This window comes from Pseudomonas sp. GW821-FHT03C07 (genome assembly GCF_059420925.1).
Genome location: NZ_JBWKUQ010000003.1, coordinates 533,749 through 556,655, shown reverse-complemented (window position 1 = coordinate 556,655; position 22,907 = coordinate 533,749). Strand labels below are relative to the sequence as shown.

27 protein-coding genes are annotated in these 22,907 nt (G+C 61.0%); 11 read left to right on the top strand and 16 right to left on the bottom strand.

Translation table 11 applies throughout. The annotated features are described in order from the left end of the window. Positions 1 to 88: 88 nt before the first annotated feature. The 5 genes from AC07VG_RS08920 to recX all read left to right on the top strand — a co-directional run bounded on the left by AC07VG_RS08920 (position 89) and on the right by recX (position 3,584). Entirely contained in the window at positions 89 to 718 is a 630-nt protein-coding gene (locus tag AC07VG_RS08920; protein WP_495020884.1) for a glycoside hydrolase family 19 protein, read from the top strand. After that, positions 700 to 1,236, top strand: a complete 537-nt coding sequence (locus tag AC07VG_RS08915) for a lysis system i-spanin subunit Rz (protein WP_495020883.1) — start codon at positions 700 to 702, stop codon at positions 1,234 to 1,236. Before AC07VG_RS08920 ends, AC07VG_RS08915 begins: the two co-directional genes overlap by 19 nt. A gap of 223 nt (positions 1,237 to 1,459) precedes the next feature. Continuing rightward, entirely contained in the window at positions 1,460 to 1,960 is a 501-nt protein-coding gene (locus AC07VG_RS08910) for a CinA family protein (RefSeq protein WP_494999468.1), read from the top strand. Positions 1,961 to 2,043: 83 nt separating this feature from the next. Beyond that, positions 2,044 to 3,108: a recombinase RecA gene (gene recA, locus AC07VG_RS08905; protein WP_103499726.1), complete on the top strand. Its 1,065-nt coding sequence runs from the start codon at positions 2,044 to 2,046 to the stop codon at positions 3,106 to 3,108. Positions 3,109 to 3,116: 8 nt separating this feature from the next. Continuing rightward, a complete protein-coding gene (gene recX / locus AC07VG_RS08900; RefSeq protein WP_494999469.1) occupies positions 3,117 to 3,584 on the top strand; it encodes a recombination regulator RecX in 468 nt (155 codons plus the stop codon). Positions 3,585 to 3,597: 13 nt separating this feature from the next. Here the strand turns inward: recX and AC07VG_RS08895 are convergent, their stop codons facing one another. Both AC07VG_RS08895 and AC07VG_RS08890 read right to left on the bottom strand, forming a co-directional pair. Beyond that, entirely contained in the window at positions 3,598 to 4,713 is a 1,116-nt protein-coding gene (locus AC07VG_RS08895) for an LOG family protein (protein ID WP_494999470.1), read from the bottom strand. Positions 4,714 to 4,953: 240 nt separating this feature from the next. Then, positions 4,954 to 5,379, bottom strand: a complete 426-nt coding sequence (locus tag AC07VG_RS08890) for a PA3611 family quorum-sensing-regulated virulence factor (protein ID WP_494999471.1) — start codon at positions 5,377 to 5,379, stop codon at positions 4,954 to 4,956. A gap of 229 nt (positions 5,380 to 5,608) precedes the next feature. Between AC07VG_RS08890 and AC07VG_RS08885 the strand changes: the two genes are divergently transcribed. The 3 genes from AC07VG_RS08885 to AC07VG_RS08875 all read left to right on the top strand — a co-directional run bounded on the left by AC07VG_RS08885 (position 5,609) and on the right by AC07VG_RS08875 (position 7,463). Continuing rightward, positions 5,609 to 6,319: a tRNA-uridine aminocarboxypropyltransferase gene (locus AC07VG_RS08885; RefSeq protein WP_494999472.1), complete on the top strand. Its 711-nt coding sequence runs from the start codon at positions 5,609 to 5,611 to the stop codon at positions 6,317 to 6,319. Positions 6,320 to 6,372: 53 nt separating this feature from the next. Further along, complete coding sequence (erdR, locus tag AC07VG_RS08880; protein ID WP_494999473.1) at positions 6,373 to 7,023, top strand: response regulator transcription factor ErdR; 651 nt, start codon at positions 6,373 to 6,375, stop codon at positions 7,021 to 7,023. 74 nt (positions 7,024 to 7,097) lie between these two features. Beyond that, entirely contained in the window at positions 7,098 to 7,463 is a 366-nt protein-coding gene (locus tag AC07VG_RS08875; RefSeq protein WP_494999474.1) for a diacylglycerol kinase, read from the top strand. A 12-nt stretch (positions 7,464 to 7,475) separates the two neighbouring features. On the opposite strand, the gene AC07VG_RS08870 is transcribed toward AC07VG_RS08875, so the two are convergent. Beyond that, entirely contained in the window at positions 7,476 to 8,402 is a 927-nt protein-coding gene (locus tag AC07VG_RS08870; RefSeq protein WP_494999475.1) for a LysR family transcriptional regulator, read from the bottom strand. 122 nt (positions 8,403 to 8,524) lie between these two features. On the opposite strand from AC07VG_RS08870, the gene fpr reads away from it, so the two are divergent. After that, entirely contained in the window at positions 8,525 to 9,304 is a 780-nt protein-coding gene (gene fpr / locus AC07VG_RS08865; RefSeq protein ID WP_019827846.1) for a ferredoxin-NADP reductase, read from the top strand. Between the two features lie 178 nt (positions 9,305 to 9,482). Here fpr and tsaA read toward each other — a convergent pair whose 3' ends face one another. From tsaA to AC07VG_RS08845, 4 genes are all read right to left on the bottom strand, one after another. After that, positions 9,483 to 10,178 (bottom strand): tRNA (N6-threonylcarbamoyladenosine(37)-N6)-methyltransferase TrmO, encoded by a 696-nt coding sequence (tsaA, locus tag AC07VG_RS08860; RefSeq protein ID WP_494999476.1) that lies wholly within the window; start codon positions 10,176 to 10,178, stop codon positions 9,483 to 9,485. A gap of 11 nt (positions 10,179 to 10,189) precedes the next feature. Further along, positions 10,190 to 11,803, bottom strand: coding sequence for an NAD(P)/FAD-dependent oxidoreductase (locus tag AC07VG_RS08855; protein WP_494999477.1), 1,614 nt, complete (start codon positions 11,801 to 11,803; stop codon positions 10,190 to 10,192). Positions 11,804 to 11,911: 108 nt separating this feature from the next. Further along, on the bottom strand, positions 11,912 to 12,586 hold the full coding sequence (locus AC07VG_RS08850; protein ID WP_494999478.1) for a COG3650 family protein: 675 nt from the start codon (positions 12,584 to 12,586) through the stop codon (positions 11,912 to 11,914). 223 nt (positions 12,587 to 12,809) lie between these two features. Next, on the bottom strand, positions 12,810 to 13,409 hold the full coding sequence (locus AC07VG_RS08845) for a short chain dehydrogenase (protein WP_494999479.1): 600 nt from the start codon (positions 13,407 to 13,409) through the stop codon (positions 12,810 to 12,812). A gap of 104 nt (positions 13,410 to 13,513) precedes the next feature. Between AC07VG_RS08845 and AC07VG_RS08840 the strand changes: the two genes are divergently transcribed. Continuing rightward, a complete protein-coding gene (locus AC07VG_RS08840) occupies positions 13,514 to 14,428 on the top strand; it encodes a LysR family transcriptional regulator (protein ID WP_494999480.1) in 915 nt (304 codons plus the stop codon). Here the strand turns inward: AC07VG_RS08840 and AC07VG_RS08835 are convergent. The 9 genes from AC07VG_RS08835 to AC07VG_RS08795 all read right to left on the bottom strand — a co-directional run bounded on the left by AC07VG_RS08835 (position 14,419) and on the right by AC07VG_RS08795 (position 22,095). After that, complete coding sequence (locus AC07VG_RS08835) at positions 14,419 to 14,922, bottom strand: DoxX family protein (RefSeq protein WP_495020882.1); 504 nt, start codon at positions 14,920 to 14,922, stop codon at positions 14,419 to 14,421. The genes AC07VG_RS08840 and AC07VG_RS08835 overlap by 10 nt on opposite strands. Next, positions 14,919 to 15,695, bottom strand: a complete 777-nt coding sequence (locus AC07VG_RS08830; protein WP_495020881.1) for an HvfC/BufC N-terminal domain-containing protein — start codon at positions 15,693 to 15,695, stop codon at positions 14,919 to 14,921. Before AC07VG_RS08830 ends, AC07VG_RS08835 begins: the two co-directional genes overlap by 4 nt. Continuing rightward, positions 15,692 to 16,576, bottom strand: a complete 885-nt coding sequence (bufB, locus tag AC07VG_RS08825; protein WP_495020880.1) for an MNIO family bufferin maturase — start codon at positions 16,574 to 16,576, stop codon at positions 15,692 to 15,694. The genes AC07VG_RS08830 and bufB overlap by 4 nt, the downstream gene beginning before the upstream one ends. Positions 16,577 to 16,622: 46 nt before the next feature. Then, positions 16,623 to 16,928: a BufA1 family periplasmic bufferin-type metallophore gene (locus AC07VG_RS08820; protein ID WP_494999484.1), complete on the bottom strand. Its 306-nt coding sequence runs from the start codon at positions 16,926 to 16,928 to the stop codon at positions 16,623 to 16,625. Between the two features lie 181 nt (positions 16,929 to 17,109). Further along, on the bottom strand, positions 17,110 to 17,811 hold the full coding sequence (locus tag AC07VG_RS08815) for an ABC transporter ATP-binding protein (RefSeq protein ID WP_494999485.1): 702 nt from the start codon (positions 17,809 to 17,811) through the stop codon (positions 17,110 to 17,112). Beyond that, on the bottom strand, positions 17,812 to 18,579 hold the full coding sequence (livG, locus tag AC07VG_RS08810; RefSeq protein ID WP_494999486.1) for a high-affinity branched-chain amino acid ABC transporter ATP-binding protein LivG: 768 nt from the start codon (positions 18,577 to 18,579) through the stop codon (positions 17,812 to 17,814). Next, on the bottom strand, positions 18,576 to 19,829 hold the full coding sequence (locus AC07VG_RS08805; protein WP_494999487.1) for a high-affinity branched-chain amino acid ABC transporter permease LivM: 1,254 nt from the start codon (positions 19,827 to 19,829) through the stop codon (positions 18,576 to 18,578). Before AC07VG_RS08805 ends, livG begins: the two co-directional genes overlap by 4 nt. Further along, complete coding sequence (gene livH / locus AC07VG_RS08800; RefSeq protein ID WP_495020879.1) at positions 19,826 to 20,749, bottom strand: high-affinity branched-chain amino acid ABC transporter permease LivH; 924 nt, start codon at positions 20,747 to 20,749, stop codon at positions 19,826 to 19,828. The genes AC07VG_RS08805 and livH overlap by 4 nt, the downstream gene beginning before the upstream one ends. 227 nt (positions 20,750 to 20,976) lie before the next feature. Beyond that, positions 20,977 to 22,095 carry a branched-chain amino acid ABC transporter substrate-binding protein gene (locus AC07VG_RS08795; RefSeq protein ID WP_494999489.1) on the bottom strand — a complete coding sequence of 373 codons (1,119 nt, stop codon included), beginning with the start codon at positions 22,093 to 22,095 and terminating at the stop codon, positions 20,977 to 20,979. Between the two features lie 361 nt (positions 22,096 to 22,456). Between AC07VG_RS08795 and AC07VG_RS08790 the strand changes: the two genes are divergently transcribed. Continuing rightward, a complete protein-coding gene (locus AC07VG_RS08790; RefSeq protein WP_494999490.1) occupies positions 22,457 to 22,762 on the top strand; it encodes a DUF2288 domain-containing protein in 306 nt (101 codons plus the stop codon). Positions 22,763 to 22,907: the final 145 nt, after the last annotated feature.

Below are 22,907 nucleotides of genomic sequence, written 5' to 3'. Positions count from 1 at the left end.
CCAATCCGGCCTGCCCAACGCCACCTGCTTCTTGATGCCGATCACCCGAACCCGCCCAGCGCGGGCTTTTTTACGCCTGGAGAAAGCCATGCCCATCACTGCGCAGCAGTTGCTGCAGATCCTCCCCAACGCCGGCGACCAAGCCGGCGTTTTTGTTCCTGTGCTCAACACAGCAATGAACGCTTATCAGATCGTCACCACGCAACGCGTTGCAGCGTTCCTGGCGCAAGCTGGTCACGAGTCTGGCCAACTGCAGTCCGTGGTCGAGAACCTGAACTATGGCGCGCCGGCTCTGGTCGCCACCTGGCCAAACCGATTTACTCCGGCCCTGGCCGCGCAGGTGGCCCGGCAGCCGGAGCAGATTGCGAACATCGTCTACGCATCGCGTATGGATAATGGCGATGCATCGTCTGGCGATGGCTGGAACTATCGCGGTCGCGGGCTAATCCAGATCACTGGTCGCAGCAACTATCGCCAATGCAGCCTCGGGCTGTTCGGCGACGAACGCCTGTTGCAGCAACCGGAACTGCTGGAACAACCGCAATGGGCCGCTGAGTCGGCGGCCTGGTTCTGGGAGCAGCAAGGGTTGAACGAATTGGCCGACGCCGATCAGTTCAACAGCATCACCCGCAAGATCAATGGCGGCCTGAACGGCCTCGAGGATCGACTGCAAATCTGGGCCCGGGCGAGGGCGGTGCTATGCGCCTCCTCGACCTGATCCCCGCACCCTGGCGCCTGGGCATTGTCGTCGCACTGCTGGCCTTGTTGGCCGGTGGTGCGGCGGCCAGCGCCTGGCATATTCAAGACTGGCGTTACGGTCAGCAACTGGAGCATCAAGCCCGGTTGCAGGCCGACACGCTCAACCAATTTTCCCTCGCCGCGGCCGCGCAACAGCGAGCCGAGCAGGACAAACGCCTGGCCCTGGAGCAACGGCTCCAGGTCAGCGACCAAACCCATTCCAAGGAACTGAACGATGTGCAACAGGATCAAGCTCGTCTGCGTGATCGTATTGCCACTGCTGATCTGCGGTTGTCAGTCCTCCTCGACGCCAACGATCCTGCCAGTGGCTGCAACGTGCCAGCCGCCACCGCCGCCAGCGGCGTGGTTCATGCAGCCACAAGTGCCCGACTTGACCCGGCGCATGCTCAACGAATTATCGCCATCACCGACGACGGCGACCGCGCCCTGATTGCCTTGAAGGCCTGTCAGGCGTATGCCGGGGCGGTTTCTCGCTGACATCCTGATGCAATCTCGTGTCTTGAAAGCGTAGTCCGCTCGTGTAGGGTGTTCCTTTGACCCAATACTGATCGGCTGGCATCTCTTCCCTGTAGGAGCGAGCTTGCTCGCGATGGTCGTCAACGATAACGCGGGGGACCTGATACCCCGCTGTGCCTGGGCTACCATCGCGAGCAAGCTCGCTCCTACAGGGGGGTGAGGGCTGCCTAACCCGGAGAGAAACATGGACGAAATCACCCGGCTTGCCGCCGAACTCGGCAAGCGCTTGCAGACCCTCAAGGCCGATGTCACCACCGCCGAGTCCTGTACCGGCGGCGGCATCGCCGAGGCGATCACCCGGATTCCCGGCAGCTCGGCCTGGTTCGAAGCCGGCTATGTCACCTACTCCAATCGACAGAAGAGCCTCCAACTGAAGGTACCAGAGACCTTGTTCAGCCAGGTCGGTGCGGTCAGCCAGGAAGTGGTCGAAGCCATGGTCCGTGGTGCCCAGGCCCACAGTAACGCGCGCTTCGCCGTGGCGGTCAGCGGCGTGGCCGGGCCGGATGGCGGCTCCGTCGAGAAACCGGTGGGCACCGTCTGGCTGGCCTGGGGGGTCGGCGACGAGGTGAGCGCCGAGCTCCGGCGCTTCCCCGGCGACCGCGACGCGGTCCGCCGACAAACGGTTCTGGTCGCGCTGGAAGGGCTGTTACGACGGGCGGAAGCAGAAATCGCAAATCAGGGGTAGGCGATCCGCCAACGCTGTGGAATAATACTGGCTACTTATACAGGTGTTGGCCGTCAGGCCTTATTGATTACGTGAGGACTTTAATGGACGACAACAAGAAGAAAGCCTTGGCTGCGGCCTTGGGTCAGATCGAACGTCAATTCGGCAAGGGTGCCGTAATGCGCATGGGCGATCATGACCGTCAGGCGATCCCTTCGATCTCCACCGGTTCCCTGGGCCTGGACATCGCCCTGGGCATCGGCGGTCTGCCAAAAGGCCGTATCGTAGAGATCTACGGTCCGGAATCCTCGGGTAAGACCACCCTGACGCTTTCCGTCATCGCCCAGGCGCAAAAAGCCGGTGCGACCTGCGCCTTCGTCGACGCCGAACACGCCCTGGACCCTGAATACGCCGGCAAGCTGGGCGTCAATGTCGACGACCTGCTGGTATCCCAGCCGGACACCGGCGAGCAGGCCCTGGAAATCACCGACATGCTGGTGCGCTCCAACGCGGTGGACGTGATCATCGTCGACTCCGTGGCCGCCCTGGTGCCAAAAGCAGAAATCGAAGGCGAAATGGGCGACATGCACGTCGGCCTGCAAGCCCGTCTGATGTCCCAGGCCCTGCGCAAGATCACCGGTAACATCAAGAACGCCAACTGCCTGGTGATCTTCATCAACCAGATCCGCATGAAGATTGGCGTGATGTTCGGCAGCCCGGAAACCACCACCGGTGGTAACGCGCTGAAGTTCTACGCTTCGGTGCGCCTGGACATCCGTCGTACCGGCGCGGTGAAGGAAGGCGACGAAGTGGTCGGCAGCGAAACCCGCGTCAAGGTCGTGAAGAACAAGGTGGCTTCGCCGTTCCGTCAGGCCGAGTTCCAGATCCTTTACGGCAAGGGCATCTACCTCAATGGCGAGATGATCGACCTGGGTGTGTTGCACGGTTTCGTCGAAAAATCCGGCGCCTGGTACAGCTACAATGGCAGCAAGATCGGTCAGGGCAAGGCCAACTCGGCCAAGTTCCTGGCGGACAACCCGGAAATCGCCGCGACCCTCGAGAAGCAACTGCGTGACAAGCTGCTGACTCCAGGTGTGGACACCAAGGCCAACTCCGGCGCTGCCGCTGTCGTCGCCACCGAAGACGACCTGGCTGACGCTGATCTCTGAGTAAAGCGATGACCGCCGTACTGGATACCCCGGTCGCCGTACGGCGCACGGCCATGGACCTGCTCGCGCGGCGCGAGCACGGTCGAGTCGAGCTGACGCGTAAACTGCGTCAGCGCGGCGCCCCGCCTGAAATGATCGACACAGAACTCGACCGCTTGACGGAAGAGGGACTGCTGTCCGAATCCCGCTACCTCGAAAGCTTTGTTTCCTACCGTGCCCGTTCCGGCTACGGCCCTTTGCGTATTCGCGAAGAGCTGAGCCAGCGCGGCCTGCAACGTGCCGATATCGACCTGGCCTTGCGTGAAAGCGGCTTTGACTGGCAAGCCCAGTTGGAAGACACCTGGCGCCGAAAATTCGCCGGACATTTACCCATCGATGGCCGTGAACGTGCCCAGCAGGGACGCTTTCTGAGTTATCGGGGTTATTCCATGGAAATGATCGGCCGCCTGTTCAGCGGCCGTGGTCTGGATGACTGACGTCAGGCGATAATCACGTCGTCTTGATCGTCTCGCGTGTGCGTTCCTGGGTTGATGCCTTGGCCTTGCTCCAGTTTTCCGTCCGGTTGATAAAGTCCACCAGCGCTCGCAGGCGCCCCTGGTCCCGGGCCGTGAAGGCGAACGACAAACAGGTCAAATGACTGAACTGCGGCTCATTGTGTTCCAGGTCGACATGGGCACTTTGCTGAAAGTGGCCACTGAGACACAGGTCGGCGAATTCCCTTTGTACCTGCTCCAGCGCCCGCTCACTGAGGGGATGATTTATGCGGATCACGAACTGCTTTTTCAGCCAGCGGCTGGAGTGGAAGTTGCTGTAGAACTGCTTGATCTCTTCCACGGCCTCATCGGCACTGTAGACCAGGCGCATCAGTTTCAGGTCGTTGGGCAGAATGTAGTGATTGGCCTCCAGCTGATTGCGGATAAAGTCCAGCGCGCCCTGCCAGAAGCTGCCCCCAGGGGCATCCAGCAGAATCACCGGAACCAGCGGGCTTTTGCCGGTCTGGATCAGCGTCAGCACTTCCAGCGCTTCATCGAGGGTGCCAAAACCACCGGGGCAGAGCACCAGCGCGTCAGCTTCCTTGACGAAGAACAGCTTGCGGGTAAAGAAGAAGTGGAAGGACAGCAGGTTCTGCGTGCCTTCCACGGTTGAATTGGCATGTTGTTCGAAGGGCAGGGTGATGTTGAAGCCGAGACTGTGTTCCAGGCCGGCCCCTTCGTGGGCCGCGGCCATGATGCCGCCGCCACCACCGGTGATGACCATCAGGTTGGAGCGTGCCAGGGCCGTTCCCAGTGCCCGGGCCTGTGCATAAAGCGGGTGTTCGGTGGGCGTTCGCGCCGAGCCGAACACGGTGACCTTGCGCCGCCCCTTGAACTGGTCGAGTACGCGAAAGGCGTTCTCCAGTTCACGCAGGGTCTGCAGGACGATCTTGGCATTCCAGCGGTTGCGGTCATCCTGGGCCATGCGCAGGACGGTCAGCATCATGTCTCGGTACAGCGCAAGATTCGGACTACCGGGAGCAACCTGGTTGAGTTGTTCTTCGACCCGGGTCAGGTCGATACCGTTGCTCTGGAAATGACGGGACAGCAAGTCATTCGGTTCGTAAGGCATTCAACGTCTCCTTCTGCACGGAACCCTTGGCTTGGCCGAAAGAAACGTTCGCCAAGGCCGCGTCACTGCATGTGTCGCATGTGTGCCATGTCGATTTGATGATGAGCCTATAAAGTCATGGCTGGCAACCGCTTATTGCCCTTTTGCAAAGGACTTTAGCGGCTTGTCAGGAGCGCCGCGTGGGCGTTCCTGGTGCAACGGCGCGCCGATGCTGAAGAAAGGCGCGCGAGGCAAGAGGGGTTACTTTTTCTTCACCTGTGCTTCTTTCGGGCAGTCGCTTTCCACGAACCGGGCGGAGGTGACGGGGCGGTTGGTCTTGTTCTCGGTGAATTCGTAGCGCATCACCGCGCCCTTGGCCATCAACTTGCGGTAGTTGGCGTTGCGGCAGACGCTGGCCCCCAGTTGCAGGTAAGCCGCCTTGGCGTTATCGCGCATATTTTGCGCGTAATCGGCCTGGACGCTCAGATGGTCGATCAGTTCGGCGCCTTCAACGGTGTAGCCGACGTCGAGGATGTGCTCGTCGAGTTCGCGGGGCAGGCCTTCGTTGCTCTGCTCGGCGACGTCCTTGAGCATCTTGTTCAGTTCGAAATCCTTCAGCGACGCCGCCTGGGCACTGAAGGGCAGGGCCAGTAAAAGGGCCAGGGACGGTACGATAAGGCGTAGCATGCAACTCTCCTGATTCGGTAATTGGTGCTTCGACCTGTTACCGGGGCGTACGTTCAGTGGTCCCGAAGTATAGAGGGCGGTTGTAGGCCCTACTAGGGTGAGAGTGACGGAAATGTCGACGGATGAACGCTCAAACGTGGCAGGGCTCTCTGGTAGACTCCGCGCACTTTTGCCCTCGCGAGTCGTATTTTTCGTGTTCAGCCCTTCCTCCTGCCAGCGTTTTTTTGCGATGAGCCACGCCGTATCCCGCTTGCGTGCCGAGCGCCTGGCCCGTGCCAAAACGCCTTTCCTCGCACGCGGCTCGCGAGCCGAGCGTTGTCCGGGCTGCCGGGTGATTCCCGAATATTGCCTGTGCGCCTGGCGTCCCCGGGTGGCTGCGCATTCGGCCATGTGCTTGCTGATGCACGACGTCGAACCGATGAAACCAAGCAATACCGGCTGGCTGATTGCCGATGTGATCGCCGACACCAGCGCCTTCAGTTGGTCACGGACCGAAGTCGATCCGCACTTGTTGGCCTTGTTGGACGACCCGCAATGGCAGCCATTTATTGTGTTTCCGGGTGAGTTCGTGGCGCCGGAACGGGTGGTGACACAGGTGCGCTCGGCGCCAGGCAAGCGCCCGCTGTTCATCCTCTTGGACGCGACCTGGACCGAGGCGCGCAAGATGTTTCGCAAGAGCCCTTACCTGGAGCGTTTTCCGGTGCTGAGCCTGGAATCCGAACAGTTGTCCCGCTACAAGCTGCGTCGTTCCAAGCGCGATGATCATTTCTGTACCGCGGAAGTCGCGGCGTTGTGCCTGGAACTGGCCGGGGACACCCGGGCGGCCCAAGGCTTGGATGCATTGCTGGACGTGTTTACCGCGCATTACCTGGGCGCCAAGTTTCAGCTGCCGATCAACACTGAAGACGAAGCCCACGAGCATCTGAAGACTTTCCTGTAATCTAGTGGCCGCACAGCGTCGAGCCTGACGCATAAAACAGGATCATTGGAAAAATGACCACGTACGACATCCTGATTGCCGACGACCATCCTCTCTTTCGCAGTGCCTTGCATCAGGCGCTGACCCTGGGCCTGGGGCCCGACGTACGACTGGTGGAGGTGGCCAGCATTGCCGAGCTGGAAACCCGCCTTACCGAGAAAGCCGACTGGGACCTGGTCCTGCTGGACCTGAACATGCCGGGGGCCTACGGATTTTCCGGCCTGGTGCTGCTGCGCGGGCAATACCCGCAGATTCCGGTGGTGATGGTCTCGGCCCAGGAAGAGGCCTCGGTGGTGGTGCGCTCCCGTGAGTTTGGCGCCAGCGGCTTTATCCCCAAGTCCAGTTCCCTGGAAGTGATCCAGCAAGCGGTGCGCAGTGTCCTCGACGGCGATGTCTGGTGGCCGCCCCAGGCGTTCGAAGCGGTCAGCGTGTCCGCCGAAGCCAAGGCCGCCAGTGCCGGCCTGGCCAGTTTGACGCCGCAGCAGTTTCGGGTGTTGACCATGGTCTGCGAAGGTTTGTTGAATAAACAGATTGCCTATGAGTTGAGCGTTTCGGAGGCGACCATCAAGGCCCACGTCACGGCGATTTTTCGCAAGCTGGGCGTGCGTACCCGAACCCAGGCGGCGCTGTTGCTGCAACAACTTGAGTCAATTTCGAGCCCGTAATCGCGGGCTTATTCATCTTTGTTTGACGCTGGTTGAGTTAGCTTTCCTACTCCATTTCACGCAGTTGCCTACTTATGCCGTCGCCTTTCAAAGGTCAAACCGGTTTCAAGCGCATGCTTAACGCAGCGGGTTACTCTTTCGATGGCTTGCGGGCGGCCTTTACCGGCGAAGCGGCGTTTCGCCAACTGGTCTGGCTCAACGTGGTGCTGATCCCACTGACGTTCCTGTTCCACGTCAGTCGGGTCGAGCGCGCGTTGTTGATTGCCGTGTGCCTGCTGGCGTTGATCGTCGAATTGCTCAATTCGGCGGTTGAAGCGGCCATTGACCGCATCTCCCTCGACCGTCATCCCTTGTCCAAGAATGCCAAGGACATGGGCAGTGCCGCGCAATTCGTGGCCCTGAGCATGATTGCCCTGGTCTGGGCGGTGATTCTGCTTTAAACGCCGCGGGCGTCAGGCAATGGTCGGCAGGACGATTTCATCGCTGCGCTGAACCCCGGCGGTGAAGGAACGGCACAGTTCGAGAAACTCACGCATGGCCGAGGTCTGGTATTTCTGTTTGTGCCAGATGAAATAGAACTGTCGCGACAGGTCCAGGTCCGGGGTTTCCACTGGCACCAGGCTGCCCCGACGGAACGCATCGCGCAGGGCCAGGCGCGAAATGCAACCGATCCCCAGGCCGGACTCCACCGCGCGCTTGATCGCTTCGGTGTGCTCTAGCTCCAGGCGGATGTTCAGGGCGCTACGATGGTGGCGCATCGCCTGATCGAAGGTCAGGCGCGTGCCGGAACCCTGTTCGCGGAGGATCCAGGCCTCATGGGTCAGCTCTTCCAGGCTGGCCTGGCCGCGCTGGGCCAGCGGGTGCCGAGGCGCGCAGAACACCACCAGTTCGTCCTCGACCCAGGTTTGCACTTCGATGTCCGGGTGGCTGCAATCGCCTTCGATCAGACCCAGGTCAATTTCGTAGTGCGCGACCTGTTGCACAATATTGGCAGTGTTCTGCACATGGAGCTTGACCTGGCTTTCCGGGTGCGCCTGCATGAAGCTGCCGATCAGCAGGGTTGCCAGGTAGTTGCCGATGGTCAGGGTGGCGCCCACGGCGAGTGAGCCGAAACCGGACTTGCCGTTGAGCAGGTCCTCGATTTCCTTGGCTTGGTCGAGCAGCGCCACGGCCTGGGGCAACAGCTGTTTGCCCAGGGCGTTGAGGCTCAGGCGCTTGCCGGCGCGGTCGAACAATTGACAGCTCGACTGGCGTTCCAGCTCGGTGATCGAGGTGCTCGCGGCGGATTGTGACAAGGCCAATAGCCCGGCAGCACGGGACACGCTTTCCTGCTGGGCGACGGCGACGAAGACCTGAAGTTGACGGAGAGTAAATCGCATATCTATATAACCGATAACCCTTATCTTAATAATTCAGTTAACAGATATTGTCGCCGCCATTAGAATGCTATGCAATTGCGCTCACTGACGGCGCAGGCCAAATTTCCAGGAGCCCTATCCCAATGAGCAACATGAATCACGAGCGCGTCCTCAGTGTTCACCACTGGAACGACACTCTGTTCAGCTTCAAGTGCACCCGCGACCCGGGCCTGCGCTTTGAAAACGGTCAGTTCGTGATGATCGGTCTGCAGCAGCCCAACGGCCGACCACTGATGCGTGCTTATTCCATTGCCAGCCCGAATTGGGAAGAGCATCTCGAATTCTTCAGCATCAAGGTGCCGGATGGTCCGCTGACCTCCCAGTTGCAGCACCTGAAGGAAGGCGACGAGATCATCATCAGCAAGAAGCCTACGGGTACGCTGGTGCTCGACGACCTCAAGCCGGGCAAGCACCTGTACCTGCTCAGCACCGGTACCGGCCTCGCGCCTTTCATGAGCGTGATCCAGGACCCGGAAACCTATGAGCGTTTCGAGAAGGTGATCCTGTGCCACGGCGTGCGCTACGTCAATGAAGTGGCTTACCGTGAGTTCATCACCGAGCATCTGCCGCAGAACGAGTTCTTTGGTGAAGCCCTGCGTGAGAAGCTGATCTACTACCCCACCGTGACCCGCGAGCCGTTCGAGAACGAAGGCCGGTTGACCGACCTGATGCGCAGCGGCAAGTTGTTCAGCGACATCGGCCTGCCGCCGATCAACCCGCAGGACGATCGCGCCATGCTCTGCGGCAGCCCGAGCATGCTCGACGAAACCAGCGAAGTGCTCAACAGCTTCGGCCTGAAGGTTTCGCCGCGTATGCGTGAGCCGGGTGATTACCTGATCGAGCGCGCGTTCGTCGAGAAATAAGCCTCGGTTTATTTGTAGGAGCCGGCTTGCTGGCGATGCAGACAACGCGGTTTATCAGGTACACCGCGTTATCGTTCATCGTGAGCAAGCTTGCTCCCACAGAAAAAAGCGTCCGCGTTGAAACAAAAAGCCCGCGTTGCCTGAGAAGGCAACGCGGGCTTTTGCGTTTCTGGCGTTTCTATCGGACGGGGATCACTTCCAGTACCCGTATCGTCCCGGTTTCGGGGTAATGCCAGCGCACATCCAGGTCCCAGAACTGGGCGCCGTATTCCCGATCGGGTGTCGGTGTCTGGTAGGCCGGACGCGGGTCCTGGGCCAGACATTGCTCGATCAGTTCGACCAGGGGCTCTTCAAGGCGCTGTGCGTGGCCATGGGCCTGTTGCCGGGCGTTGTCCGTCCAGAGCACGGGAATCAGCGCCGGCGCGGCACTGGCAATACCATTGACGGCGCCGGGAATGATGTCCGCGTAGGGCACGTACGGCTTGATATCGAGAATCGGCGTGCCATCCAGCAGGTCTATTCCGGAAATCCACAGGCGCTGGGCTTCGACCCGGTCCAGCTTGACCACCGACTGACCGATACCGTTCGGCCGGTGCGTCGCCCGGGTGGCGAAGACGCCCATGGACTGGTTGCCACCCAGGCGTGGCGGGCGCACCTTCAACCGTGGCTTGTCTTCCAGGGCCTGATGGAACAGGAACAACAGCCAGACATGGCTGACCTGTTCCAGTCCTTGCACGGCCTCGCCTTGGTCGAATGGCGCGACCAGTTCCAGTACGCCGCGCGCGGCCGGCGCCAGCTGTGGCTGGCGCGGGATGGCGAATTTCTCCTTGAAGCAGGAGCGCACGAAACCGATGGGCGACACGTTGTAGGTCATGGTCCGGCCCCTCAGGCCCCGATCCCCAGCATATCCCGGGCCACGGCTTCGGCAATGCGGATACCGTCGACACCGGCCGAGAGGATTCCGCCGGCATAACCGGCGCCTTCACCCGCCGGGAACAGGCCCTTGACGTTCAGGCTCTGCATCGACTCGTTACGGGTCATGCGCAGGGGCGAGGAGGTGCGGGTTTCAATCCCGGTCAGCACCGCGTCATGTAGGGAATAGCCCTTGATCTGCCGCTCGAACGCCGGCAAGGCTTCGCGAATGGCTTCAATGGCGAAGTCCGGCAGGGCCAGGGCCAGGTCGCCCAGGGCCACCCCCGGCTTGTAGGAAGGCTCCACACTGCCCAAGGCGGTGGAAGGCTTGCCGGCGATAAAGTCACCGACCAGTTGCGCCGGAGCCTCATAGTTGCTGCCACCGAGGATAAAGGCGTGGGACTCCAGGCGCTCCTGCAACTCGATACCGGCCAGCGGACCGCCCGGATAGTCGACTTCCGGGGTGATGCCGACGACGATCCCGGAGTTGGCGTTGCGCTCGTTGCGCGAGTATTGGCTCATGCCGTTGGTGACCACCCGGTTCGGTTCGGAGGTCGCTGCCACCACGGTGCCGCCCGGGCACATGCAGAAGCTGTAGACCGAACGCCCGTTCTTGGCGTGGTGCACCAGCTTGTAGTCGGCCGCGCCGAGTTTCGGGTGCCCGGCGTACTTGCCCAGGCGCGCGCGGTCGATCAGCGATTGCGGGTGTTCGATGCGGAAACCCACCGAGAATGGCTTGGCTTCCATGTACACGCCACGGCCGTGGAGCATGCGGAAAGTGTCGCGGGCGCTATGGCCCAGGGCCATGACCACGTGCCGGGAGTTGATCTGTTCACCGCTGTCGAGTTGTACGCCGGTCAGTTGGCCTGCGTCGATCAGCACATCGGTGACTCGCTGCTGGAAGCGCACTTCACCGCCCAGGGCCTCGATCTGCTGGCGCATGTTCTCCACCACGCCGGTGAGGCGGAAGGTGCCGATATGCGGTTTGCTGACGTAGAGGATTTCTTCCGGCGCGCCGGCCTTGACGAACTCGTGCAGGACCTTGCGGCCGTGGTGGTTCGGGTCTTTGATCTGGCTGTAGAGCTTGCCGTCGGAGAAGGTCCCGGCGCCGCCTTCGCCGAACTGCACGTTGGACTCGGGGTTGAGCACGCCTTTGCGCCACAGGCCCCAGGTGTCCTTGGTGCGCTCGCGGACTTCCTTGCCGCGTTCGAGGATGATCGGCTTGAAGCCCATCTGCGCCAGCAGCAGCCCGGCGAAGATCCCGCAGGGGCCGAAGCCCACGACCAGCGGACGCTCCTGCAGATCAGACGGGGCCTGGCCGACCACCTTGTAGCTGACGTCCGGGGCCGGGTTGATGTTGCGGTCCTCGGCGAACTTTTTCAGCAGGGCGTCTTCGCCACGGGCCGAGAGGTCGATGGTGTAGATGAAGCAGAGTTCGGAAGATTTCTTGCGGGCGTCGTAGCTGCGCTTGAACAAGGTGAAATCGAGCAGGTCATCGCTGGCGATGCCCAGGCGCTGGACGATGGCCGGGCGCAGGTCTTCGTCGGGATGGTCGATTGGCAGCTTGAGTTCGGTGATTCGTAACATGACAGGGTCCAGTGTGCGGGCCACGCGGGCGCGCCGGCTTTACATCAAACCGGCGATTATAAGCCCCAACGGCCAGATTCCGTGAGGCTAAAACAGCAGCTCGTCGAATCAGTCGTTACGCGCGCCGCCGAAATAGCCGCAGCCGCGCTGGACCTGGCCGTTGACCCGCAGTTCGGCGCTCAGGTGGCGCACACTGCCGGTGCTGCTGTCGACGCAGGACTGCGGCGCGACCCACAACTCGATGCGCTGGGAATTGGCTTCGCTGCTCAGGCTGAAACGTCCGTCACCCAGTTGTTCTTCCAGGTAAGGCAGGGCCAGGGGCGGCTGGTTTTCGCGTTGCAGGATCATGCCGTTGCCGCCGACCTTCAGGCTCCAGTCCGGGTTGTGACCGCTGGCAATCACGGTCTGGAATTTGAAGTCGGGATCGTTGCAACTGCCGGTGCCGCGTTCCAGGCGGTAGTACTGTTGCAGGTTCAACTGGCCGTCGCTGCCATCGGCGGTGCTGGAGGAAAACCGTCCGCGCAGGTCGGCGAACAGCTTGCCCGAGGGGCCGGAGAGGCTTGCGGCCTGCTGCAGGACGCTGGTGTTGCCGCTGTCGCTGACGACATAGCGGCGTTGTTCCTGGCAGGGCTGGAACATCAGCTTGCCGTTGACGCTGGCGAGTTCACCTTGCATCCGGCTCAGGCCCGCCGTGGATGGCGAGGTGGCTGGCGCAAGCATCTGGCAACCGGCGGCGAACAGCGGCAGGGCGAAAATCATCAAGGAACGGGCGGCGCGCATCATGGGGTCTCCAGGCAAGTGCCGCCACGTTACTCAGGCCGGGAGGGCTGCACAAGCCTTGGCGCCAGTCTCCAGGTTTTGTGGCGTCTTTAGGGGCCTCTTCGCGGGCAAGCTCCGCTCCCACAGTCATTCGTGTCGAACCTCAAGTCTGTGTACGACCGAGAATCCGTGGGAGCGGAGCTTGCCCGCGAAAGGGCCCTGAAGGCCGACAAAAAAAAGCGGGCACTCAACCGACGTAGTAGGTCTGACCGGTCTGCAAGCCTTCCACACTCTTGGCGTAGGCCAAGGCCACGTCCGCCGCTGGTACCGGTTTGAATCCACGGAAGTACGGCGCATAGCTGCCCATGGCTTCCACCAGCACGTTCGGGCTTACCGAGTTCACCCGCAGACCGCGTGGCAGTTCGATTGCCGCTGCCTTGACGAAGCCGTCGATGGCGCCGTTGACCAGGCTTGCCGAGGCGCCGGTGCGGATCGGGTCGCGGTTCAGAATGCCGCTGGTCAGGGTGAACGAGGCACCGTCATTGGCATATTCCCGCCCGATCAACACCAGGTTGACCTGGCCCATCAGTTTGTCTTGCAGGCCGAGGGCGAAGTCCTTTTCGCTCATGTCGGCCAAGGGGACAAAGTTTACGTTGCCGGCGGCGCAGATCAGCGCATCGAACTTGCCGGTCTGTTCGAACAGCTGGCGAATCGATGTGCTGTCGCTGATGTCCACGTGCAGGTCACCGCTGCTGCGACCGATCTTGATGATCTGGTGACGCTGGCCGAGTTCCTCTGCCACGGCCGAGCCAATGGTGCCGTGGGCGCCAATCAATAGGATTTTCATGATGCGGTTCCTCCAGTGGGTGATTGAGCCTTCAGTCTAGAGTGGATTTTCCTGCTGATAAGCGCACTAATAGGCAACCTTTGGTTTTCTTTTGGAAACAATCCATGAGTGATATGGATGATCTGGCGGCTTTTGCCGTGTTGGTCGAGGCGGGCAGTTTTACCCTGGCCGCCCAGCAATTAGGTTGCAGCAAGGGGCAGTTGTCCAAGCGCATCAGTCAATTGGAGGCACAGTTTGCCGTGGTGTTGTTGCACCGCACCACCCGGCGCCTGAGCCTTACCGCCGCCGGTGCGGCCTTGTTGCCCCAGGCCCAGGCGTTGGTGATACAAGTGGAGCGGGCGCATCAGGCCCTGGCCCGGCTCAAGGACGACATCGCCGGGCCCGTGCGCATGACCGTGCCGGTGTCCCTCGGGGAAACCTTCTTTGATGGTCTGCTGCTGGAGTTTTCCCGGGATTATCCCGATGTCCAGATCGAACTGGACCTGAACAATGGTTTCCGCGATCTGGCACGGGAGGGCTTCGACCTGGCCATTCGTACCGAGGTCGGCAGTGACGAACGGCTGGTGGCGCGGCCATTGCTGGTGATGAACGAACTGACCTGCGCCAGTCCGGCCTATCTGGAGCGTTACGGTGAACCGCAGACGCCCCAGGAACTGGCGAACCACCGTTGTCTGCTCAACAGCCACTACAGCGGTCGTGAGGAGTGGCAATACCACCGTGAACATGAGCTCCTGCGGGTGCGGGTGGCGGGCCCCTTCGCCAGCAATCACTACAATCTGCTGAAGAAGGCGGCGCTGGTGGGCGCGGGCATCGCCCGCCTGCCGTCCTACGTCCTGCCCGCGGAACTGGCCGACGGGCGTCTACGTTGGCTGTTGCGCGACTACCGCACTCGCGATATGCCGTTGTACCTGGTGCACCCTTACCAGGGTGGCCTGCCTCGGCGTACGCAAGTACTCGCCGACTATCTGGTCGGCTGGTTCAAGCGCAGCAGCGAGGCGCTGGCGCGGCTTCAGCGATAACGCCTGGCAATCAGTTGATCAATGGAAAACACCCCCGGCCCCTTGGCCATCAACAGCAACAGGATCGCCATCCAGGTGCCATGGGTCGGGTAGGCGCCCGGGTAGACGAACAGCTGGATGGTCAGGGTCATGCCGAACAGCGCCAGTGCCGAGAAGCGCGTGGCGAAACCGAGCAGGATCAGTACCGGGAAAAAGTGTTCGCCAAACGCGGACAGATGGGCGGCAATCTCCGGCGACAGCAGCGGCACCTTGTACTCGCTGACGAACAACGGGATGGTGGAGTCGGCCAGGCGCGGCACGCCGATATCGAAAGTGCCGGAGATCAGGTCAACGGCAAAGCCCTCGACCTTGGTCTGGCCGGATTTCCAGAACACGGCCGCGATGGAGAAGCGGGCGACAAAGGCAATCAGGCTGTAGGGAATCATCTCGAAGAGCTGGATGATCCGCCCGATCAGGCGCGCAACGGGGTTCTGCGGTTCAGTGCGGATGTTCATGGGCGGGCCTTTTCTTCTGAGTACAGGTGGATGATGGCGCTGTAGCGAATCAACAGGGCAAGGGCATGGCTCGGATCGAACGTTTCGCTGGCGTCATAAGCGTAGGCAATGGCCAACTCCAGCGGACAGTCGTTTTGCAGGCTTTGGATAAATACCAGGGTGCCGATATCGATCCTGAATACCTCGACTTGCCAGTGTTGGCGCAGGACCAGCGCGGCTTCGCCCTGTGTCGGGTCGATCTGTTCCAGCTGGCCTTCACCTTGATGGGCTTCCCATAACGACACGACGGCATAGGGTGAATCGAGCACGGCGAGGCTGGGATGCAGGCGAACCCGCAGGCGGCTGAGGGCTTCGGGGTCGGCGAGGTGGAGGCCAATCTGCTCCGGGCTCAAGGGGATCGCATCGGCGGCGTGATAGGCATTGATCCGCAGCCGCTCCAGGCGGGCTACGTCGGCCAGGTAAGGCACGCTCGCCGCAGGCGAAAATCCCTGGATAAAACTGCCGAAGTCCTGGCCGTAGTCGTTGAGGATCGGGCTGATGGGCGGAAAATCGCGGATATAGAGGCCGGCCATGTCGCGGAAGAACTCATCGCCGACCAGGACCCTGATCACCGGGTAGCTGTCCGCCAGGGCATTGATCAGCGAACTCTGGACATTGTTGCGATACACCGCGAAGCGGCTGGCCGGATCGGCCCCATTGCGGCTGCACAGGCCGGGTGGACAGGGCCGTTGTGGGTCGAGCAGCGCGGCACTGAAGGTGGTTTGGTCGCTCATGCTGGCACCTCGTTCCGGTCCAGCAGCCCCTGGGCTTGCCCGGCTTCAGCCAGAAGCACGGCGAAGGCGGGGAGTTGGTTGTCCCGTTCGATCAGGGTCGCCATGGGCCCGATTTTCGCCAACACCTGCTGATACAGGGCCCAGACCGCCTGATCGATCGGCGCGCCGTGATCATCGATCAGCAGCCGGTCGCCGAGGTTGTCGGCATCTTCGGCAAAACCGGCCAGATGGATCTCTCCCACGGCGTGCAGTGGCAGCGCCTCGATGTAGGCCAGCGGATCGCGTTGGTGGTTGATGCTGGAGACGTAGATATTGTTCACGTCCAGCAGCAGCCCGCAACCGGTGCGACGGATGATTTGGCTGATGAAATCCGCCTCATCCAGGGTCGAGCGCTGGAATTGCAGGTAAGTCGCCGGATTCTCCAGCAGCATTGGCCGCTTCAAGGCGCTTTGCACCTGGTCGACATGTTCGCAGACCCGTTGCAAGGTGGCCTGGTCGTAGGCCAGCGGCAGCAGGTCGTTGAGAAACACCGGGCCGTGGGTCGACCAGGCCAGGTGTTCGGAAAAGGACTGGGGTTGATAGCGTTCGATCAGTGTCGCCAGGCGCTTGAGGTGTTCGTGGTCCAGCGGGCCTTCGGCGCCAATGGACAAGCCGACCCCGTGCAGCGACAGCGGATACTGTTCACGGATCAAACCCAGGTAATGATGAAACGGCCCGCCGGCGACCATGTAGTTTTCGGCATGGACCTCGAAAAAACCGAGGTCGGGACGCGTTTCGAGTACGACTTGAAAGTGTTCGGTCTTGAGCCCCAGCCCGGCGCGGGGCGGGAGCCCAGGTACTACGGCCTGAGCGCGGTGAAGGGGGGCGGGTCGCAGTGACATGGGCATCTTCGGCGCTCAGGCTGGCGGGTGACGGGGTTCTGGTTGATCAGGCCTTGGGGGTGAAGGCTTGCAACTGACCTTTGCCGGTAGGCGAGGTCTCGCTTTTCGTGTTCAAGCAGGTGCCTTTTGGCACGGACTTCCAGGAGTTGGCCTGGAAGTCTTTGGTCGAAGTGCCGGCGCAGGTGGTGCCGGCGCCCGCGGCGCAGTCGTTCTTGCCTTTCATGGCGACGCCGAAGCATTTTTCCATATCATCGGCGGCATGGGCGGTCATCGGCAATGCGGCGATGCTCAGGGCGGAACCGAGGGCCAGGGCCAGGGTGGCGGCGGACAGGGTGCGGGTAGTGGCGCTCATGGTAGATCTCCAGTTGTTGTCAGGTTGGGAAGCAGTTGTGGGGTGGGTTTCATTGCCTTCCTGCCTTACTTGAGCGGCATCGGCAGGATTTGTTACAGCCTGTTGGAAAAAAATTAAGGTTTCTTTAAAAAGAAAAAGCCCCGAACAGGTCGGGGCTTCTTTTTTTTGGCCGCTGGGCGGATCAACCGCCCAGATACGCCTCACGCACTTTCGGGTCGGTCAGCAGGTCGTTGCCGCTGCCTTCCATCACCACTCGGCCGTTTTCCAGCACGTAGGCACGGTCGGCGATTTTCAGCGCCTGGTTGGCGTTCTGTTCCACCAGGAACACCGTCACACCGTCCTTGCGCAGCTGTTCGATGATATCGAAGATCTGCTGGATGATGATCGGGGCCAGGCCCAGGGACGGTTCGTCCAGCAGCAACAGTTTCGGCTTGCTCATCAGCGCCCGGCCAATGGCGAGCATCTGCTGTTCACCGCCGGACATGGTGCCGCCGCGCTGGTTGAAACGTTCCTTGAGGCGTGGGAACAGTCCCAGGACCTTGTCCATCTGCGCCTGGTAATCGCCCTTGTCGGTGAAAAAACCACCCATGGAGAGGTTCTCTTCCACGGTCAGGCGCGAGAACACCCGACGGCCTTCCGGCACCACCGCGATGCTCTTGCGCATGATCTGCGAAGATTCCTGCCCCACCAACTCTTCGCCCATGTAGCGGATACTGCCGCTGTGGGCCTGCGGCGAACCGCAGAGTGTCATCAGCAGGGTCGACTTACCCGCGCCGTTGGCACCGATCAGGGTGACGATTTCACCCTGGCGAACCTCCACATTGACACTGTGCAGGGCCTGGATCTTGCCGTAGAAGGTGGAAACGTTTTCGAATTGCAGCATTTACGCTTCCCCCAGGTAGGCTTTGATCACTTCGGGATTGTCGCGGATCTGTTGTGGCGTGCCGTCGGCCAACGGTGTGCCCTGGTTGATCACGACGATATGGTCGGAAATGCTCATGACCAGCTTCATGTCGTGCTCGATCAGCAGCACCGTGACGTTGTGTTCTTCACGCAGCACACTGATCAGCGCCTTGAGGTCGTCGGTTTCCCGCGGGTTCAGACCGGCCGCGGGCTCGTCGAGCATGAGGATCCGCGGGCGGGTCATCATGCAGCGGGCGATTTCCAGGCGACGTTGCTGACCATAGGCCAGGGTGCCCGCCGGGCGGTTGGCGAACTCGGTCAGGTTGACCTTGTCCAGCCAATACGCGGCGTACTCCATGGCTTCGCGTTCGCTCTTGCGGAACGCCGGGGTCTTGAACAGGCCGGCGAGGAAGTTGGTGTTCAGGTGCCGGTGCTGGGCAATCAGCAGGTTTTCCACTGCGGTCATGTCCTTGAACAGACGCACGTTCTGGAAGGTCCGCACCACGCCCTTGCGGGCAATCTCATGGCCGGCCAGGCCCTGGATCGGCTGGCCGTCGAGCAGGATGCTGCCGGCACTCGGCTTGTAGAAACCGGTCAGGCAGTTGAACACCGTGGTCTTGCCGGCGCCGTTCGGGCCGATCAAGGCCACTACTTGTTTTTCCTGGACGGTCAGGGCCACGCTGTTGACCGCCAACAGGCCACCGAAGCGCATGCTCAGGTCGGTTACTTTGAGGATCTCACGGCTCATTTACGCAGCTCCATGTGAGGACGTTGCATGGGCAGCAGACCTTGTGGACGCCAGATCATCATCAGCACCATCAGGGCGCCGAACATCAACATGCGGTATTCGCTGAAGTCACGCATCAGTTCCGGCAGCAGGATCATCACCACGGCGGCGAGGATCACCCCCAGTTGCGAGCCCATGCCACCCAGCACGACGATGGCGAGAATGATCGCCGACTCGATGAAGGTGAACGACTCCGGCGTCACCAGGCCTTGGCGCGCGGCGAAGAAGCTGCCGGCGAAACCGGCGAAGCAGGCGCCCAGGGTGAAGGCCGTGAGTTTGATCACGGTGGGATTCAGACCCAGTGCCCGGCAGGCGATTTCATCTTCGCGCAGCGCTTCCCAGGCACGGCCAATGGGCATGCGCAGCAGGCGGTTGATCACGAACAGTGCGAACAATGCCAGCAACAGGGCCACCAGGTACAGGAACACCACCTTGCTCACCGGGTTGTACGTCAGCCCGAAAAACTCGTGGAAGGTCTGCATGCCTTCGGCGGCAGTGCGCTCAAACGACAGTCCGAAGAAGGTCGGCTTGGGAATGTTGCTGATGCCGTTGGGACCGCCGGTGAGGCCGGTGAGGTTACGCAGGAACAGCCGGATGATTTCACCGAAGCCCAGGGTCACGATGGCCAGGTAGTCACCACGCAAGCGCAAGACCGGGAAGCCCAGCAGGAAGCCGAAGCTGGCCGACATCAGGCCGGCGAGCGGCAGGCAGATCCAGAAGCTCAAGCCGAAGTAGTGCGACAGCAGCGCGTAGGTGTAGGCACCCACCGCATAGAAGCCGACATAACCCAGGTCGAGCAGGCCGGCCAGGCCGACCACGATGTTCAGGCCCAGGCCCAGCAGCACGTAGATCAGGATCAGGGTGGCGATGTCGACCGCGCCGCGCGAGCCGAAGAACGGCCAGATCAACGCGGTCGCGATCAGCGCGATGATGATCCAGCGCTGGGTGCTCGGCAGGGTCAGGAACTGGCCGACCTTGGGCGAGACCAGCGGGCCACGGGATGACTTGAACAGTGCATTGAACTGCCGGCTGAACAGCACCCGCAGGAACATCAGGACCGAGCACAGGGCGATGACGCCGAGGGTGACGGGACCCGTACCCTCCACCTCGAGGTTGATCCCGACGATGCTCAGCTTGAGCCCGAGCACCGGAAAGGCCACGGCCCAGACCAGCAAGGCGCTGAACAGCGCCGATTTGAGATATTTGCTCATACTTTCTCAACCTCCGGACGGCCCAGGATGCCGGTCGGCCGGAACAACAGCACCAGAACCAAAAGACCGAATGCCACCACGTCCTTGTACTGGTCGCCGAAGATATCGGCGCCAAAGGCTTCGGCCACCCCCAGCACCAGCCCGCCGAGCATGGCGCCCGGAATACTGCCGATGCCGCCCAGGACTGCCGCGGTAAAGGCTTTGAGGCCCACCAGGAAACCGGCGTTGGGGTTGATCACGCCGTATTGCATGCTCAGCAGCACGGCTGCGACCGCCGCGAGGGCGGCGCCGATGACGAAGGTCAGGGCGATGATGTTGTTGGTGTTGATGCCCAACAGGTTAGCCATCTTGATGTCTTCGGCGCAGGCGCGACAGGCGCGGCCCAGGCGTGAACGGGAGATGAACAGCGTCAGTCCGGTCATGGCCACCAGGGTGACGACGAATACCAGGATCTGCATATAGGAAATCAGCACTTCCTCTGCGCCGCCTGGACCGAAGGAGAAACTCCCCGGGATCAGGTTGGGGATGGACTTGTCCTTGGAGTCCTGGGACAGCAGTACAGTGTTCTGCAGGAAAATCGACATGCCGATGGCGGAAATCAGCGGGATCAGGCGGTTGCTGCCACGCAGGGGGCGATAGGCAACGCGCTCGATACTGTAGCCATAGGCACTGGTCACGACGATCGTTGCGATAAACGCGGCGGTCATCAACAGCGGCAGGGAGTGGATACCCACCATGGCCAGCCCGGCAAGGGCGATGAAGGCCACGTAGGAACCAATCATGTACACCTCGCCATGGGCGAAGTTGATCATTCCAATAATGCCGTAAACCATTGTGTAGCCAATGGCAATCAAGGCATAGGTGCTGCCAATGGTCAGACCATTAACCAGCTGTTGGAAGAAGTGATAGATCTCAGGCATTACAGCGCTCCTAAAAACCCGATACGCATTTCACTGGTGGAGTCATATTCCGGCCCGCTGCCGTGGTCTGTGGCCACGTCGGCACGAGCGTTTGCCAGCGAACCGCTGGTGACGGTTTTAAGATTTTCAGGTGAGCCAGCTCCCGGATCGCGGGTGTCAGGCCCATAAACCTCGTAAAACAAAGCCCACTGCTTGCACAGTGGGCTTCTTGACCGGTCAGGCCTGACTTACTGAGGGGATACTTCGGTTTTCGGTTTACCGAAATGCCACTGGTAGACCACGAACTTGAAGTTCTTCAGGTCGCCCTTCTCGTTGAAGGAGAGCTCGCCGGTCGGGGTCTTGAAGGTACCGGCGTGGATGGCGGCGGCCACCTTGGCGGTGTCTTCGCTCTTCGCGGCCTTGATGCCTTCGGCGATGACTTCCACAGCCGAGTAGGCCGGGAACACGAATGGGCCGGTCGGGTCTTGTTTCTTGGCCGCGAATGCATCTACCAGGGCCTTGTTGGCCGGATCCTGGTCGAAGGACTTCGGCAGGGTCACCAGCAGACCTTCGGAAGCGTCCTGGGCGATCTGCGAGATGGAGTCGTTGCCGACGCCTTCCGGACCCATGAACTTGGCGTTCAGGCCTTTTTCCTTGGACTGACGCAGGATCAGGCCCAGTTCCGGGTGGTAGCCGCCGTAGTAGACGAAGTCGACGTTGGCTTGCTTGAGTTTCTGGATGATCGAGGAGAAGTCCTTGTCGCCAGCGTTCAGGCCTTCGAAGACGGCCACTTTCACGCCTTTCTTCTCGAGGGTCTGCTTGACCGCGGTGGCGATGCCTTCACCGTATTGCTGCTTGTCGTGCAGGACCGCAACGATTTTCGGTTTGACGTGATCGGCGATGTAGTTACCGGCGGCAGGGCCCTGGGCGCTGTCCAGGCCGATGGTACGGAACACCATTTTGTAGCCGCGAGCAGTGATTTCCGGGCTGGTGGCGGCCGGAGTGATCATGATCACGCCTTCGTCTTCGTAGATATCCGAAGCCGGTTGGGTGGAGCTGGAGCAGAGGTGACCGACTACGAACTTGACGCCGTCGTTGACCACTTTGTTGGCCACGGCTACGGCCTGTTTAGGGTCGCACGCATCGTCGTATTCCTTGGCTTCGAGCATCTTGCCGTCGACGCCGCCCTTGGCGTTGATCTGTTCGATGGCCAGTTTCGCGCCCATGAACTGCATGTCACCGTACTGGGTCACAGGACCGGTTTTCGGGCCGGCGATACCAATCTTGATGGTGTCTGCAGCGAAAGAATGGCTGGCAATACCGGCCAGAACCATAGCGGCGAACAGTTTGGAAATCTGCTTAGTCATTAGTGCTCCACTCTTGCTGTTGTAGTTTTTAGAGTCCTACGGCCGGGGCTGTGGGACCGGGTCAGATTTAACGCCGATATCCCGGTTCTGGCTCCGGCAACTGTACCGATACAGTTTAGTGTGCGCCCTCATCGATTGGATAGCGGGCAGCCGGAGGCAAAATCGAGATATGTCGCCTAAGTGAAAGAAAAAGACAGAATAGCGGCAGATTGTCATGCAGATTTTTATCTGGATGTTGCTGGCTTTCAGCTGCAATCCCTGGCGCCTTCCATCCCCTCGATCACCCCTTCAGTTTCATCTGGGTGTTTCCAAGCGAGTCTCGACGTTATCATTGCGCCGATTTTTTCTCAGGTGGACCCCCATGATTCAAGAACCTAGCACCCTCTATGCCAAACTGCTTGGTGAAACCGCATCTATTCGCTGGGAAGAGCTGCAACCGTTCTTTGCCCGGGGTGCCCTATTGTGGGTCGAGCCGGCACTGGATCTGATCGCCGCCGCCGAGGCCGTGGCCGAGAACCAGGCCGCAAAAGTCGCCGCATGGCTGGACAGCGGGGAGCTGGGCAAGGTGTCTGAATCGCGGGCGCTGGATCTATTCGAGCGCGATCCGACGCTGTGGGCGGTGGTGGTTTCGCCCTGGGTGATGGTCCAGGAAAGAGCAACAAAATAATTCAGTGCACCGTAATTGCGCATAACCCTTGTGCGTTTATAGCCGGGCGGTGTGTAGGTCCGTAACTGCGTTGCGCAGTAATGGCAGTTTGCCCGTAGAGAAAATCTACAATCGTCCGGTCACTTCGGATTCTCTCGAATACGAC

Excerpts from the sequence above, each read along its gene's own strand:
- AC07VG_RS08920 (WP_495020884.1), top strand. The coding sequence starts at position 89 with ATGCCCATCACTGCGCAGCAGTTGCTGCAGATCCTCCCCAACGCCGGC.
- AC07VG_RS08915 (WP_495020883.1), top strand. The coding sequence starts at position 700 with ATGCGCCTCCTCGACCTGATCCCCGCACCCTGGCGCCTGGGCATTGTC.
- AC07VG_RS08910 (WP_494999468.1), top strand. The coding sequence starts at position 1,460 with ATGGACGAAATCACCCGGCTTGCCGCCGAACTCGGCAAGCGCTTGCAG.
- recA (WP_103499726.1), top strand. The coding sequence starts at position 2,044 with ATGGACGACAACAAGAAGAAAGCCTTGGCTGCGGCCTTGGGTCAGATC.
- recX (WP_494999469.1), top strand. The coding sequence starts at position 3,117 with ATGACCGCCGTACTGGATACCCCGGTCGCCGTACGGCGCACGGCCATG.
- AC07VG_RS08895 (WP_494999470.1), bottom strand. The coding sequence starts at position 4,713 with ATGCCTTACGAACCGAATGACTTGCTGTCCCGTCATTTCCAGAGCAAC.
- AC07VG_RS08890 (WP_494999471.1), bottom strand. The coding sequence starts at position 5,379 with ATGCTACGCCTTATCGTACCGTCCCTGGCCCTTTTACTGGCCCTGCCC.
- AC07VG_RS08885 (WP_494999472.1), top strand. The coding sequence starts at position 5,609 with ATGAGCCACGCCGTATCCCGCTTGCGTGCCGAGCGCCTGGCCCGTGCC.
- erdR (WP_494999473.1), top strand. The coding sequence starts at position 6,373 with ATGACCACGTACGACATCCTGATTGCCGACGACCATCCTCTCTTTCGC.
- AC07VG_RS08875 (WP_494999474.1), top strand. The coding sequence starts at position 7,098 with ATGCCGTCGCCTTTCAAAGGTCAAACCGGTTTCAAGCGCATGCTTAAC.
- AC07VG_RS08870 (WP_494999475.1), bottom strand. The coding sequence starts at position 8,402 with ATGCGATTTACTCTCCGTCAACTTCAGGTCTTCGTCGCCGTCGCCCAG.
- fpr (WP_019827846.1), top strand. The coding sequence starts at position 8,525 with ATGAGCAACATGAATCACGAGCGCGTCCTCAGTGTTCACCACTGGAAC.
- tsaA (WP_494999476.1), bottom strand. The coding sequence starts at position 10,178 with ATGACCTACAACGTGTCGCCCATCGGTTTCGTGCGCTCCTGCTTCAAG.
- AC07VG_RS08855 (WP_494999477.1), bottom strand. The coding sequence starts at position 11,803 with ATGTTACGAATCACCGAACTCAAGCTGCCAATCGACCATCCCGACGAA.
- AC07VG_RS08850 (WP_494999478.1), bottom strand. The coding sequence starts at position 12,586 with ATGATGCGCGCCGCCCGTTCCTTGATGATTTTCGCCCTGCCGCTGTTC.
- AC07VG_RS08845 (WP_494999479.1), bottom strand. The coding sequence starts at position 13,409 with ATGAAAATCCTATTGATTGGCGCCCACGGCACCATTGGCTCGGCCGTG.
- AC07VG_RS08840 (WP_494999480.1), top strand. The coding sequence starts at position 13,514 with ATGAGTGATATGGATGATCTGGCGGCTTTTGCCGTGTTGGTCGAGGCG.
- AC07VG_RS08835 (WP_495020882.1), bottom strand. The coding sequence starts at position 14,922 with ATGAACATCCGCACTGAACCGCAGAACCCCGTTGCGCGCCTGATCGGG.
- AC07VG_RS08830 (WP_495020881.1), bottom strand. The coding sequence starts at position 15,695 with ATGAGCGACCAAACCACCTTCAGTGCCGCGCTGCTCGACCCACAACGG.
- bufB (WP_495020880.1), bottom strand. The coding sequence starts at position 16,576 with ATGTCACTGCGACCCGCCCCCCTTCACCGCGCTCAGGCCGTAGTACCT.
- AC07VG_RS08820 (WP_494999484.1), bottom strand. The coding sequence starts at position 16,928 with ATGAGCGCCACTACCCGCACCCTGTCCGCCGCCACCCTGGCCCTGGCC.
- AC07VG_RS08815 (WP_494999485.1), bottom strand. The coding sequence starts at position 17,811 with ATGCTGCAATTCGAAAACGTTTCCACCTTCTACGGCAAGATCCAGGCC.
- livG (WP_494999486.1), bottom strand. The coding sequence starts at position 18,579 with ATGAGCCGTGAGATCCTCAAAGTAACCGACCTGAGCATGCGCTTCGGT.
- AC07VG_RS08805 (WP_494999487.1), bottom strand. The coding sequence starts at position 19,829 with ATGAGCAAATATCTCAAATCGGCGCTGTTCAGCGCCTTGCTGGTCTGG.
- livH (WP_495020879.1), bottom strand. The coding sequence starts at position 20,749 with ATGCCTGAGATCTATCACTTCTTCCAACAGCTGGTTAATGGTCTGACC.
- AC07VG_RS08795 (WP_494999489.1), bottom strand. The coding sequence starts at position 22,095 with ATGACTAAGCAGATTTCCAAACTGTTCGCCGCTATGGTTCTGGCCGGT.
- AC07VG_RS08790 (WP_494999490.1), top strand. The coding sequence starts at position 22,457 with ATGATTCAAGAACCTAGCACCCTCTATGCCAAACTGCTTGGTGAAACC.